The organism is Ruegeria sp. CDSA079, from assembly GCF_059612245.1.
Window position 1 is genome coordinate 61,149 of the sequence record NZ_JBXWQF010000004.1, and the last position, 12,895, is coordinate 74,043.

Annotated in this window: 11 protein-coding genes; 6 read left to right on the forward strand and 5 right to left on the reverse strand. The window is 49.9% G+C overall.

The window, feature by feature from the left end; all coding sequences use genetic code 11:
* Positions 1–4 precede the first annotated feature (4 nt).
* From AC2FJZ_RS05435 to AC2FJZ_RS05450, 4 genes are all read right to left on the reverse strand, one after another.
* Entirely contained in the window at positions 5–2,299 is a 2,295-nt protein-coding gene (locus AC2FJZ_RS05435; protein WP_475210064.1) for a Z1 domain-containing protein, read from the reverse strand.
* Positions 2,199–3,773 carry an ATP-binding protein gene (locus AC2FJZ_RS05440; protein ID WP_475210062.1) on the reverse strand — a complete coding sequence of 525 codons (1,575 nt, stop codon included), beginning with the start codon at positions 3,771–3,773 and terminating at the stop codon, positions 2,199–2,201. Before AC2FJZ_RS05440 ends, AC2FJZ_RS05435 begins: the two co-directional genes overlap by 101 nt.
* Positions 3,773–5,077: a DNA cytosine methyltransferase gene (locus tag AC2FJZ_RS05445; RefSeq protein WP_475210060.1), complete on the reverse strand. Its 1,305-nt coding sequence runs from the start codon at positions 5,075–5,077 to the stop codon at positions 3,773–3,775. Before AC2FJZ_RS05445 ends, AC2FJZ_RS05440 begins: the two co-directional genes overlap by 1 nt.
* Before the next feature lie 205 nt (positions 5,078–5,282).
* Positions 5,283–6,482, reverse strand: coding sequence for a tyrosine-type recombinase/integrase (locus AC2FJZ_RS05450; RefSeq protein WP_496776377.1), 1,200 nt, complete (start codon positions 6,480–6,482; stop codon positions 5,283–5,285).
* 346 nt (positions 6,483–6,828) lie between these two features.
* On the opposite strand from AC2FJZ_RS05450, the gene AC2FJZ_RS05455 reads away from it, so the two are divergent.
* Positions 6,829–8,085: a tyrosine-type recombinase/integrase gene (locus tag AC2FJZ_RS05455; protein ID WP_496776379.1), complete on the forward strand. Its 1,257-nt coding sequence runs from the start codon at positions 6,829–6,831 to the stop codon at positions 8,083–8,085.
* A gap of 153 nt (positions 8,086–8,238) precedes the next feature.
* Here AC2FJZ_RS05455 and AC2FJZ_RS05460 read toward each other — a convergent pair whose 3' ends face one another.
* Entirely contained in the window at positions 8,239–9,366 is a 1,128-nt protein-coding gene (locus AC2FJZ_RS05460) for a TIR domain-containing protein (RefSeq protein ID WP_496776381.1), read from the reverse strand.
* A 688-nt stretch (positions 9,367–10,054) separates the two neighbouring features.
* On the opposite strand from AC2FJZ_RS05460, the gene AC2FJZ_RS05465 reads away from it, so the two are divergent.
* From AC2FJZ_RS05465 to AC2FJZ_RS05485, 5 genes are all read left to right on the forward strand, one after another.
* Positions 10,055–10,507 (forward strand): hypothetical protein, encoded by a 453-nt coding sequence (locus AC2FJZ_RS05465; RefSeq protein ID WP_496776382.1) that lies wholly within the window; start codon positions 10,055–10,057, stop codon positions 10,505–10,507.
* Positions 10,508–10,816: 309 nt separating this feature from the next.
* Entirely contained in the window at positions 10,817–11,032 is a 216-nt protein-coding gene (locus tag AC2FJZ_RS05470; RefSeq protein ID WP_496776384.1) for a hypothetical protein, read from the forward strand.
* Positions 11,029–11,352, forward strand: coding sequence for a hypothetical protein (locus tag AC2FJZ_RS05475; protein ID WP_496776385.1), 324 nt, complete (start codon positions 11,029–11,031; stop codon positions 11,350–11,352). Before AC2FJZ_RS05470 ends, AC2FJZ_RS05475 begins: the two co-directional genes overlap by 4 nt.
* 103 nt (positions 11,353–11,455) lie before the next feature.
* Entirely contained in the window at positions 11,456–11,737 is a 282-nt protein-coding gene (locus AC2FJZ_RS05480; RefSeq protein ID WP_496776387.1) for a hypothetical protein, read from the forward strand.
* Positions 11,738–11,897: 160 nt separating this feature from the next.
* A complete protein-coding gene (locus AC2FJZ_RS05485; RefSeq protein WP_496776388.1) occupies positions 11,898–12,536 on the forward strand; it encodes a hypothetical protein in 639 nt (212 codons plus the stop codon).
* Positions 12,537–12,895 lie beyond the last annotated feature (359 nt).

The window sequence follows — 12,895 nt, forward strand, 5'->3', positions numbered from 1 at the left end:
TGCGTTACCTTTCTATCCAAACGCGCTCCATTAAAGGATCGGGTATGTGAACTGCGAGAATGGGCACGTCTTTAAGCAAGCGCTTCTTGTCGGCCGTTTGAATATCATAGCGATGGAGTTGAAATGTCACGGTCTCCGAGGACACCAGTGCGCGCGCGCCAGGATAGTTTGTTCGAGCGTTAGAACCTTGGAATAGGTTTTTGATCTTAGGCGGAGTCTTCTTTGATAAACTTCGCTTCGAACTTACGCCCGACCAGGGTCCAGATAGAGCATAGAAACTGCATCTCATTTCTGGTTCATCAGCGATCATTCGTTCAAGCCCCAGCATTAGTGCACCGTGTTCAAGTGTGTCGTCCGGCCATTTGTAACGAAACTGGCCAATAAAAGGGACAATTTCGGCTAAGCGCAGTGTATTGCTGAACTTGGGAACAACTTGTTCATCATTCCACCCGTTTTCCTCGTAGGACTCAAAAGCAAAGGCATCTAAGATTGCGTCTACGGTGTCACGATTGTCCGAAACAACTTCTGCGTCGTCGAAGGGGTGATTAGGAATGATCCAACCACCTTTTCCCTTTGATTGGTACATTTCCAACAAAATGATTGAAGAACGCGTGGGCTTTAGACTTTTGTCCAGAGGGTAGCTTCGGCGCCAATCTTTAAGTGTCTTTCCTCCTTTCAAGTGGTTACGGATTGATCCGCGGATAGTCTCCTCGTGGCGAACATACCCAGAGAAAGCACTTATGTTCTCTTCTGTCAGGTAGATACGGCATAGACCCAAATAGCGTTTCTTGTAGCCGAAGAAGCGTGCTCTTTGCTGGATATTGTCGGCGTTGCCAACACCTGTTGAACGCGGCATATAGGATACGGTCAAGCCCTCCACGGTGAAGCCGCGGTCGAGTCCAATCCCACCCACAAGAATCCAGCTATATTCTGCTTCCCAATCGATTGGCGCAATGCGGTTTTTTTCCCGTGTATTGAGTTCTTGAACGGTTGTTTCTTTCATTGCCTCAAACAAGACAGGGGCAATGTCAACGAAGCTAAAGTCGGTTTCATAGGTCTGAAGTAAACCCCTGGCTGAAGCATCGAATTGCTTCAAAAGGTTTTCGTGCTCCGGATGGGTTGTGTCTTGAAGGATGTCTGTCCAGTGGTCTGTGATCTGGCGAACCCATCTCGCGAACATCAAGTGCTCGTCTTTTGCGACCGCTGGATGGATCATCATTGAACGGTTTCGGCCTTTTTGGAATTCCCCTTCTAGGAATCCAATGGCAACACCGATAAAAAAATCCCGTAGAGCGGATTTAAGGCTCTCCGGCGGTTGAAGTGGCAAATCGTCTTTGTCAGGAACATCTTTGCTCGGAATGAGTTCAACGTACTTGTTTTGCCCTTCAATGAAGAATTCTTGACCGCCGACGTAATGATCGCCTGGCGTCAAGACGCGTCCAAAGTCTGGGGATAGCGCATCGATCCTGCTTATGAGCAAAGGAGCCTGCGGCGTGGCAGTGTAGAGGAGATAGCTGTGATGAGGAAACAACTCCCTTAATTCCCTAATGCGCTGGTAGGTTCTGCTTTCATCCTCCTGTTTGGCTTTAGTATTCATTCCCGCCTGGTCACCTTCGTCATCAATGATGAGCGTTGGAATGTCAGAAAAATCAGACTCGCCGAGCAAGCGTGCTAGATTTTCGAGATGTTGATGCTGTTTCATCGATACGATGATGATGGTACGCGCACGCGGAGAATTGCGGCGCCATGCATCAAGCTCCTTGTTCACGCGTCCGGCTTCACTTTCTTGAAAAGCCTTTTGCTGCGTCGTGAACCGGTTCCATTCACGCGCACCGGCCTTGTCCAGGTCGGTCTTTAGGCGGTCAAAGGACTGTTCGACAAGGTTGTTGGTTGTTCCTGCCAGCAAGATTACAAGTCGATAGCCGTTGTCTCTGGCCAGCGCCGTTAGGCTGGTGAATGACAGCGTTTTTCCGCTTTGTACGTAACCAATCACAAGACCGGTATTGTTATGATCACAGCATTGCGGCGGCGCACACTCGCTGAGGATAGAGACGGTTTCCTGTACTAACCTCTCTTTTTCGGTTTCTGAGAGATTGTCATTGGAATTCAGTAGATCAGTGAGCGCGGGCCCCTGAACTGGGGACCATTTTCCAGAAGAAACAGAATTGTTGGCAGAGATCGTAATTATGTTTGGTTGGTCAGTCATTGGCGATTGGTTTTGAAAGTTGGTTTTTGAGAATTTCGTTGGTGTATCGACGAACAGCGGACGGGTTTCGATCAGCGCGTTCGCCAGCTGCAATTTCCGCGAGAGCCATGGCCGCCGCGATGTTCATGACCGCAAGGAAGCCTTCTGAATCCAGAGTCGGAAACTGCGCCATAAAAGGATGTAGCATTGCGATACGGATGCTGATTTGGCGCGGCTCGGGGTCTGCGATGGACGGTCTATTGCTTATATCAAGCCACTTAGAAGCATCATCTGCGTAGGATAGCTCGATGGAGACGATCCATTGCTCATCCCTAAAGCGCGTTCGAACCTGTACATGTTCCTGCTTGTTTGGCGGAATATCGGGAAGCGGAGTTTCCGGCGATGGTTCAGGCTCATCTTGTTGGAACAAATCAGGAGAGCGTCCTGCGCCGGGTGTGGAATGCGATAAATCCTGCCCTTTGAGGCGCTCGGCCATCGTCTTTAGCGCGGTAGTAGCGTCCTTCCGTTTAGCCTTCGCGTCTTTTTTGCTACGGTGCTCACGCACTTGTTGCAAAAGCGGAAGCTCATCAGATAGCAGTATCTTCCGGAGTTCCTTAAGAAACGTGTCTTCGCTCTCTTCCCATTTGATACCGTCCTTGGTGTGGCTGACGTGAAAGCCGCGTAGGTGTATCTCTCCAAAAACACGAAGATATGCGTAGGTGTTCGACGCACCAAAAATGTCTTTCGGTCGGTAGGTTTCATCGAAACTGCCCATGATGAGCCGTTTTCGTCGAAAAAGGGCCAATCCGGCAAATTGGTTGCTAATAGTCTTGCGGATAGCCACAAAGCCCGTCGCAGCTTTGCCGTCACCCAGATCAATATTGATGTCTTTCTTCCACTGGATATCGGGCCCATCGGGATCACGGTAACTCGGCGCTAACAGTATTTCAGGGTCTTCGAATTCAAGCGGTTCGCCGTCAATACGTAGTTCCATACTGCCTTCTCGGATGAAGACACGGTAAATGCTTGCTAGATGACTTTTGATCTTCTTTACCGTGTTTCCCTGCGGAAAACGGCGGATATTGTCGAGGCGAATTTCCGTGTAGTGTTTGTCGGTTGCAACTTGAGTCGGAACGACACGCAACTCTTCCACACTGTCCTCTACAATCTTATCAATATCAAAGAAAATGGCTCGTTCGATGTTTTCTCCGAGCGCGCTGGAGGTGACACTCCAGTTAGGCGCAAACCAGCATGCAGCACTCTTCATTCCCATGCCGAACTCTGACAGACCGGTTGCGTTAGGTGGAACCTCAGCTGGTCGGAAAGCGCGCGCATAGTCTCGTTCGGCAATCCCTGCCGCGTTATCTCTGATTGTTATGCTATTCTCTTGGGGGTAAAAGTCTATGTCGATGATAAGTTTGTAACCGCCGCCATCTACCTTTTTCAGTGCGTTTTGCTGGCTAATACTACTTTGAATGGCGTTGTCCACGAACTCCGCAAGCGCGAACCAAGCCTTGTAATTTAGATGCGGTAATACGGAAAGAACGTTTACGCCGGGTCGAATGTTTACCGAACTTAGTTGGGTCATTACTCAACTGCCACCGCCAACTTTTTTTCGAACTGCTTTGTCTCGCGATCCGTCAATGCGTCGAAAATATTCCTGACTACGTCAACGTTGACCGCGTTACCGAAAGCTTTGTACGCTCCGTCTTTTGTTTCGGGTAAGAATTTTAGAGCGCCCATGCTTTGTAGGCGGCTACATTCTCTTGGTGTCATGTATCTCTTCTTCCAAGCAATAATTGGCACTTGACTAGTGGTCATTGCGATGAGGGATGGTGCCGTGTCAGTTTTTTTGACACGAATGCCACTGGCACGAAACTGAATAACGTGGTTCCAAATGTTACGTTCGGCACCTTTGCAATTCCACTCAAGTTTCTGAAAACTTGGAGGAAAATCTTTAATACGATCAATCCACGGATCAATTATGTCTTGGTGACGTGAGTAGAAATTGCGGTTTTTTTCAATGAAATCAATTTTCCACTTGGGAAACTCTACAAGCGATGTGCGAGCGTAGGAAGGCAGCAGTTTTTTGACTTCATTCGGGGACTTGCCATCCAAAGAAACACCGAACGCGCCCTTAAAAGAATTCAAGCCACTGTAGCCAATCGCATCTGGTGTTTTTCCTTCTAATGGGTAATTCGCACCGAACTCCATAGCCCATATCGGAAACGATGGCAGGTGCTCATCAACTGGAAAAGCCGCTATAAAGTCCTGCCATGTTTCAAGGTACTTGAGATGGTCTTTGTTTAGAGCGTGTGCTTCGTCAGGGTCGTCATCGAGAACTGTGTGAATGGAAGTTGAGGAAATTTCGGTAGGAATCGGCCAAGAAAACTCCCCCAAACCATCAAGATCACCAACAATAAACGCGCGTTCGCGTTTCTGCGGAACGCCAAACATGTGCGGAGACAGGCGTTGAAAGGAAATGTCGTAGCCAAGCGACCGCAGTTGATCGCAGATGATTTTCCAAGTTTCTCCGCCTTGGTGGCGCATGAGGTTTGGAACATTTTCTACTATAAAATAGCGTGGTTTCTTCAACTTTAGAATGCCGACCACATAGTCAAAAAGGTTTCCCCATTGCGGACATTCCAGTCCCTTTTGATCACCGGCCTTTGAAAAGGGTTGGCAAGGAAAACCAGCACAAAGGATATCGTGATCGGGAATTGCCCCAAGGTCGACCTCCCGGATATCTCCTGCCGGGAGAACTCCAAAATTTCGATTATAAAGAGCTGCCAGGTGCGGATTCAGTTCAGAAGCAAACACACATTCGCCACCACGCTGTGCCAGCGCTTGATGGAATCCACCCAGTCCTGCGAATAAATCGATAAATTTCATGATCTTATGGCTGCTTCTATTTTTTGCATAGAGCCTATACACGTATACTTTTGGTTGCAATAGGTGAGAGCTGCGCGAACGAATTATGTCTTGTCGGGTAGTCGTTTCGCTCCTTCTGGATCCCAGATGCCTTGTTCATCTTCGCATAATGACAGCTTCAAAGAGCTAGAGTTCCGGGCTACTCAACCGCAGACACGTTCACAGCCTATTTCAGTTGGTCGCCGAAGATTTGCTGGTTAATTACGAAGCTTGACCACTTGGACGTGAGCATACGCCGCGGCTCCAATAAGTCTGACCTTTGATACGAGCGCTCAGTCTTGTTCCCAACTTTATGAGCTAGGCAAGTCTCTGAAATTGTTTCTAAACCGGCATGATTCTCACGTTGCCAGTCCTTGAAGCTACTCCGAAATCCATGAGGACGACCCGGCTCACCCATTTCATCTAGTGCCTTCAAAAGAGAGTTTCCATGAATAGGTTTGCCTCCATGTCCAGGAAACAGAAATCCGTTTTTTCTTCGCTTCTTACATTCCTCTACAATTAGCAGGGCCTCAGGCGCCAACGGGACACGGAAGTCTTCGGCATGGCTCTCGGTGCTTTTCATGCGCTCTGCGGGTACAGTCCAAACATCACCTTCAATCTCGTCAAAGCAAGCGCCGCAAACACTGTCTGCGCGTTGAACAGTCAGGATGATAAGCCTTAACGCAAGATTGCTGGAGGTTGGCTTATTCAAGCGATGGTACAATGCGGGCACGTCTTGCCAAGGCGTGGCTTGAATGTTGTTGGTTTTGTGATTGATTACAGGAAGGCGGCCTACAGCTTTTTTTACGATTAGAGGGTCTACCTTGGCATCTTGGTCCAAACAGAAGTTCAATACCATTCTAGTTCTTTGAACTACCTTGTCGGCGGTCGGCTTATGGTTCGTCCAAATTGGTTCCAACACCCGGACGATGTCGTGGGTTTTCAACGAGGAAACACGCCGCTTCCCAAGTTTCGGAATTACATGGGTGTCCAATGGAGAGCGCCATCTGCCAGCAACCCCACCTTTCTTTAGTTTAGCCGCGTTGTGTTTGAGGCAGCTTGATACGGCATCTTCGAAAGTTGGGTCATATGCATTCTGTTCGATTTGTTTTTGAGCGAGTTTTTCTTCCCTAACTTCAATGGGATCGCGACCATTGTTTTTGACGTTTTCCCATTGGTCCCTCGCCAAGCGCGCGTTAGCCAAGCTGATGCTGGGGTATGGTCCCAAACCCATATCCCTTCTTCTGCTCATGTAGCTGTAGCGGTAGATCCATTTTCCTGAAGTTCGAGAAGTCTTTTCAAGCTGCAAACCACCTCCGTCGTACAGCGTCCCGACTTCAGTGTTCTTTACTTTTGACGCACTTAGTTTGTGTCTTGCTCTGCTCATTTCATTGCCCTCGGCCCCACAATTGGCCCCACATTTGACTTGCAATTTTCTGCATCGGTGTGCGGCTTCTAGCAACAGGGCGTCAGGTAAGTTATTGAAATTAAATTGGCTGTGCCGCAGCCTGCAATGGTCTGCTGCACTTAGTGTGTCTTCTCGACCGCACCAGAACTAGCTTGATCAGTTAGTTTTTGGCCTTATAAACAAAGGCATTCAGCATTTTCCGAGTGTGTCGCATAACGCAAACAGCACACACGGACAGCACACAATGGCCTTTGAATTGACTATCAAATACGTAGACCAAATCAGTGACACTCAGTGGCGTTTTCGCAGAAGGTGGCCCAAGAGGGTGCGCGAAATTCTTGGTGAGGACGCTTACCAGAAACACATTAAGGCTCGTGATGGGGCGGCTTTTCAGCGCGAGTACCAGTTTCACCTGAGAAATTTTGACGCCATTGTTGAGGATACCCTTAGGCGGCACCCTGAGGTTGATAACAGGTCCGCAACTCAGAAATTCATCGACGCCCAGCGCCTAGCAGAGCAATACATGGAGGGTATTCAAGGCTTGGACCCCGACGACAGCTGGACCCGTGGAGTAGTAGGGCAAAGTCTGGCTGCCCGTGGAGAAGCCCCCGAAGTTGTCGCTGCCGTCCTTAACCCTAATCAGGAACCTCCGAAACCAACGCTTGCTGACATGCGGGACATTTATGCGAAAGACAATGGGCTTGCTGATAACCGGAAAGAGATGGTCAGGATTGATCGCACCTTTGGCCGACTAAGCGACGCTTTAAGGAAATCTCTGGATGAGGTGACTATTGAGAGTGTCGACCGGCTGACGGCGCGCGCGTTCAAGGACCATTTATTAGGGCTTAAGAAAGCAAACGGGACACCTCTGGCACTAAAGTCGTGCCAGCGTGAGATGATTATTGTAGCTGCCGCTTACCGCCATGCAGTCAGGGAGCTAGAGATACCAGCGGGGCGCGACCCCTTCGAGCGTCTGGCGTGGCCCAAGGAACAAGTTAGTTCGCTGGACAAGAACGTCCCGCTACCTGACAGTGTTGTCGACGCCGTCCAGAAGACCTTAGAAGGCGGTCGAAGCAAAGACCTTCCTGATATGTGGCGGGTGCTGAAAGGCACCGGGATGCGGCTTGGTGAAGCCTGTGGTTTACGCGTAAGCGATGTTGACCTGACCGGGGAAACACCATCCATTTTGATCACCCCCAACGAAATTAACGGCATCAAGAATAGCAATAGTGACAGGTACGTTCCCATAACCTCAGACAGCCTCAAGAAATCCCTCAGGGAGCGCGTAGAGGGGCGCAAGGGTAGTGAAGCGCTGTTCCCTTCATATGGCCGTGACGGAGGCCCTACGGCTGCCTCTGCGACTTTGATGAAGTCGGTTAGAAAGCACACTGATGACAAGCGTATGAAGGTCCACGGGCTGCGCCACAGGGCAAGCGATAAGCTGAGGGATGCAGGGGCACCTGTAGAGGTGCGTCATGGGTATCTAGGGCATTCCGCTCAGTCGGTTGCTGAGAATACTTATGGTGGACGTGAGGCGCGGCTGAGAGAGTTCGCTAGGTGGGGCGTTAAGGCTGGGCTGTAGACCAAACACGCCCCACCTAACCGAAACCTCAGGGGCCGCTTCAGTGCAGCCCTTTTTATTAGTAGTGTCCGCATACCGTGTTTGCCTTCTGTGCGTAACTTTAAAGCCTTGCACTGTATGTGAAGCCTATGCGTCGATCTGCAATCCCCACTCCTATGAATTGACCAGACCTTCTCGTTCGAGCACACGCCGCACTTCTTCGAAACAGGATGCGATATTCCCGGCTGAAAACCGGATTTGCCCCAAGCCTTGAATGTTACTGAATTCTTCGCAACTGTCCTCGAGAACAACAATCGCCTTTGTAAACCCTAAGCGTCCTTGAAATAAACCTACTTCGTGGATGACATTCATCCGAGCTTGCATTTTGCCCTCAGATGTTTCGTCTTCTGCCGTCATGACGACCAGTGCGACCGATGCCGCGTCTAGCATCTCCGACAACCTGGCTTGGTTGGTTATTCCAGCCACAGGCACTCTGTTGAATTCATCCCAAGGAAGGTGAAGGCGGTCTTGAACAAAGTCTTTTAGTTCGCGCCAAGCTTGTGAGCGTCCATGCCCAATGAAGACATTGGTACCAATTCTGGCGTCACGATCCACGCGTTTCGCTTTTCTCTCAAGATGTGAGGCAGCTTTCTTGCAAATTTTGCTTGCTTCCGCGCAAACAAGAAACGGTTGCCGGATAGAAGCAACGTCCGCCAATACGATGACATGCGGAGGTACTTTATTACGCTGACCAATTGCTGCCGTGTCACGCGATATGACTTGACCGCGCGGCTGCCATATCTGGGCTAATTCTGATGCTGTGTAGGCGTTTAGTTCATTTAAGTCGTCTAGAAGCTTTGAAAGAAAGGTATCAGAAGTATCGGCACTCTCCGTCAAAAGTATCGAACTGATTTCGGCTTTCGCTTCGTTGAACGCTTCGGTAGCAGATGCCGATGCGTCTTCAACGTCGCTCAGATCGGGGTCGCCCGCCCTTTTGCGTAATCTGTTCGTCAATTTTTCGGGGTCATATTCCTTCCAATGCTCTTTACTACGGTTTGAGGACCCAAGGGTTCTCATTAAGCCCCATTCCTGACTGAAACGGACCCCTGTAGGTGGGGGGAGCAAATCATTAGTGTACACATAGGCATGATATCCCATCCATGACCCGGAAAATGCACGCTTAGCCTCTTTTGCAACCCTTTCGAGATTCAAAAGGTCATTTTCAGCGGCAGCGAGTTCTTTGGAAGTTGACGCTGCCTCTAAACGGCTTGCGATCTCAAAAAGTTCGTCGGGTGTGGTCATGTTGCTGCTCTTTTAGTTTTGTTAAGTCGTTAACCCAGAGCGTATCAATTTGGAAGCACTGCTGCATTCGTTCGAATGGTTTTTGGTTGACAAAAACTAGTACTCAACATCTTCAGCAGGCATTAGACGATCTCACTTTTGCAGACAACTCCCGCTTCCCGCACTTGGTTTCCAGAAAAAGGCGGGAGAGATGAACTCTCCTGAGGGTCTCATTTATTCATAAAAATAAGGCACTTAAGACCCCGTTCCCGTTAGATGAAAGTTTTGGCTCAGTCCCTTCCTAAGGGCCCCATCAGGGGACACTCAAGGGCGCATTCGCTCCGAAAGACCAATTGAGGATTGATGATGGTTAGCCATCACTTCCGGCTCAAACTTTATCACCATGTTCGCAAGAACGGGTAAGTCTGCACCTTAAGGTTAGCACCTGATAGCGCACCTGAATTATTCAGGCATACCATCAGGGGCACCTTATGCTCAGGACTTACAAGCAATGGAAAAGCTTAGAAGCTGGGCCAGCCATTAATCCAACCTGTCAGCAAGGCGGGCTTTGACGACATGTCCATTTTAAGCGCACACTGGTCCGGGTCACTCCGGCCGCACACGCCTAGTGGTTGGAGCGACGATTTTATTGCGGCTCTACCGTCGTTTGCTTGAAGAATTGAAGATGAACACTGTAGGAGAAAACCGAATGCTTAAACTGTTCGTTCAGTTATTGGTTGTGCACTTTTGCGCCACGGCTGCTTTTGCGCAGCAAGAATGCGCCTCGATAGAGAGTTCACTAGAGCGTCTTGATTGTTATGATGGGTACTTTCAAAGCGAGACCGACGAATTACCTGCTCTTCCGGGTGTGGAAGACATGAAGACTGATCTTGTAGGTCATTCTCTCTATGAGACCAACAAGTCAGCGGGAGGGGCCAGAGGTTGGTCAATTAGACGCCGGGGTGACATTACAAAACTATTCGTAACCAGTTCGACAATAGGCGACGGCTTTTTTGAAGCTGGGGCCGAAGTTCATCTAGGACCATCAAATGGTGGTGAATATTGGGTGGCTAATGTGGACCTGCTCTACGTACTCGTGAAGGGTAAGTGGTTTCTAAAGAGTGCGGGAATGGTAGGCAATTTTCGCTATTTACCAGCGTGACTAGGGGCAGTCTGTCAGCCGTTTGCGGTTGGAAAAGCCAGCAAAAGTTTTCGGCGTTTCCAAAACCTGTTGATCGAAGACCAACCCACCCTCGCAGGAACCTTTAGAACACCACAGAACTGGCCTTCTGAGTGCCCTTCAGGCGCCTCTTAGGCTGCTCGATAGCTGGAACCTACAGGTGAGCTTAAGGGCTGACCGTACAGGTTGTCCCATAGGGCGTTCCTAAGGTGTTGATGGGACTGGGAAAGCCGCTGGACATCAATGGTCTTTTCTAGCGCAGCGTTCCTAAAAACCGGCGAAAAATTGTGAGTGACAGAGATAGATATAGGTGCCGCGCGAACCCCCCGGTGCCCCCTGATCGAACTACCCGACAGCACACATATCCTGATGGAAAAGGGTGTGACGGCTGGCGGTGAATACATCGCTGGTCAGGAAACACCACGAAATCCCGCTGCTTCCATCCGCAGTGATGGCGGTGTTCGTACGGTCGAAGTTGAACACGGAAAAGCGTACGGTTCCAAATGAGCGAACGTGAAGAACACTATGGCGGCATCGAACAAATCAGGGTTCTGTTGAGAGAGAAATTCCTCGACGGTTTGACCTACGGTGTCCCTGAGATTGACCCTGCCTCTGGTGAGGTCATCTCTCGCTCTGAGCCTAAGGCAAGCTGGCTGGCAGAAGCCCACAGGTTCCTTAATTCCGAGGATAAGAAACGTGAGGCAGAAGAGGCCGAAGCCAAAGAAAAGGTGCGCCGTAGTAACGCTCTTGAGGAAGCCCTCGGAGTACTGCCTGAGTTTCCCGAGGATGGGGGCGACGTGACCCATCCGAATACAACCATCAACTGACCCTTAACTCGCCCCTGAAGAGGCCCTGAGTGGCTGCTGCGGTTTACCCCTGTGGTGGTTCTTGGGGCCTCATTGCGTTCTGGGTCCAAGTGAGAAAGAGAAAATGACATTTACCGACATGATCACCGCCTTAGGGGCAGCCCATAGGGAACTCCGAGAGGCTGGCCTGAGGGCGTCCGATGCCCACGTTGCACTCGAAAATGTGACCCACCAAATGGCTGATTTCGATGGTTCCGAGGCCGACGCCAAAGTGACGGCTCTGGACTACGTTGAAGCCAAAGCAAACCTCGAAGTTGCTGAGCGCGTTCGTTCCGCTGCCCGCGATGAGTTCAACCGTTCTTACCTTGTACTACTGAGGGCTGGGGTACCCCAATTCGAACGATAGAATGCCAAATCGGGCCTCCAAAAATTCGCGTGCGCGGTAAACCGTTTAGGCCTCTGGAACCAATGTCTCTGAAGGCAAGTTTGGTCAGCGAGCAGATATGATGCTAAACTTGCCTCAACCCCATTTCGCAATGAAGTGTTGAAAGTTTGGAGGCGTTGTCATGGCAAGTCCAACATGGAGCAAACTGGAGTACGATGGAGTTATCACCGCCGCAGACGGTTCTGTGAAGTGGTTTGAGATAAGAAGAGAGTTCAAGACCCAAGACCGCTGGGAGACTTTGGTATTGTCGGAAGACAGAACACCTCCGGATTGTTGGGTGAAGCTGTCAAGCACGTTGTACAGCGTTGTTTCATTTCGGACGATCAAATGTGAGTTTCAGCTTCGAGACCTGAATGAACGTGGCAAAGTTGAGAGAAACTTTGGGACGCTAGTAGCTGGAATAGGTGTCGCCGGGCTCTTTGCCGCAGCAACCGTGCTTACCGGGGGACTTGCAGCGGGTGTCGCTGTCGCAGGCGCGGGCTTGTTGATTGGTGGCGCGAAAATTGGGAACGATGGAGTTGAAAAAATGAACGGGCCGAGGTGGGGCAAGGGCGGAACACTACCCTGTTTGCCACCAAGTGCTTGGTCAGTACAAAGCAGATCGACAGTTCTGGGTCCTGTAGTAAGAAATATTAAGATCAACTGTACGCGCCCGATCACGGGTCTGAGTTCATGGCATCCTCAAGATCCGTTAGACGACGGAGAAATCCCAACTCCTCCTAGTTTCAGTGAAGAAACCCTACAGCCCGAAGAAAACTGACGGCACCGTAAAATGGCATCAAGAAAAAGCGACGGTTTCACATGAGTTTGGATGAAGTTGAACACAGTAGGTGTGTTTGACCAGTTTTCATTCGTCCCAATTAATTGACACGCGTTGACAGTATAAACAGCACACATTACCACAGGATACAGCACACATTTGGGGAAAGCTGAAGGACGTCTTAGGGCGCTTTGTCCATAAAAATAAGGGGTCATAAGCGCTAGTTCGATTGTTCTAGATGCTTCTCGACCGCACCAGAGCCTTGTGCAAGGTATCCCCCTGATATATAAGAAATCCCTGAAAAAAAAGGCTTTCTGGCAGGGTCCGATATTGGATTTTGTGCACAGACTTTGCACAAA

Bases quoted from the DNA above. Each gene is read 5' to 3' on its own strand.
- AC2FJZ_RS05440 (WP_475210062.1), bottom strand. From the start codon at position 3,773: ATGACCCAACTAAGTTCGGTAAACATTCGACCCGGCGTAAACGTTCTT.
- AC2FJZ_RS05445 (WP_475210060.1), bottom strand. From the start codon at position 5,077: ATGAAATTTATCGATTTATTCGCAGGACTGGGTGGATTCCATCAAGCG.
- AC2FJZ_RS05450 (WP_496776377.1), bottom strand. From the start codon at position 6,482: ATGAGCAGAGCAAGACACAAACTAAGTGCGTCAAAAGTAAAGAACACT.
- AC2FJZ_RS05460 (WP_496776381.1), bottom strand. From the start codon at position 9,366: ATGACCACACCCGACGAACTTTTTGAGATCGCAAGCCGTTTAGAGGCA.
- AC2FJZ_RS05465 (WP_496776382.1), top strand. From the start codon at position 10,055: ATGCTTAAACTGTTCGTTCAGTTATTGGTTGTGCACTTTTGCGCCACG.
- AC2FJZ_RS05475 (WP_496776385.1), top strand. From the start codon at position 11,029: ATGAGCGAACGTGAAGAACACTATGGCGGCATCGAACAAATCAGGGTT.
- AC2FJZ_RS05480 (WP_496776387.1), top strand. From the start codon at position 11,456: ATGACATTTACCGACATGATCACCGCCTTAGGGGCAGCCCATAGGGAA.
- AC2FJZ_RS05485 (WP_496776388.1), top strand. From the start codon at position 11,898: ATGGCAAGTCCAACATGGAGCAAACTGGAGTACGATGGAGTTATCACC.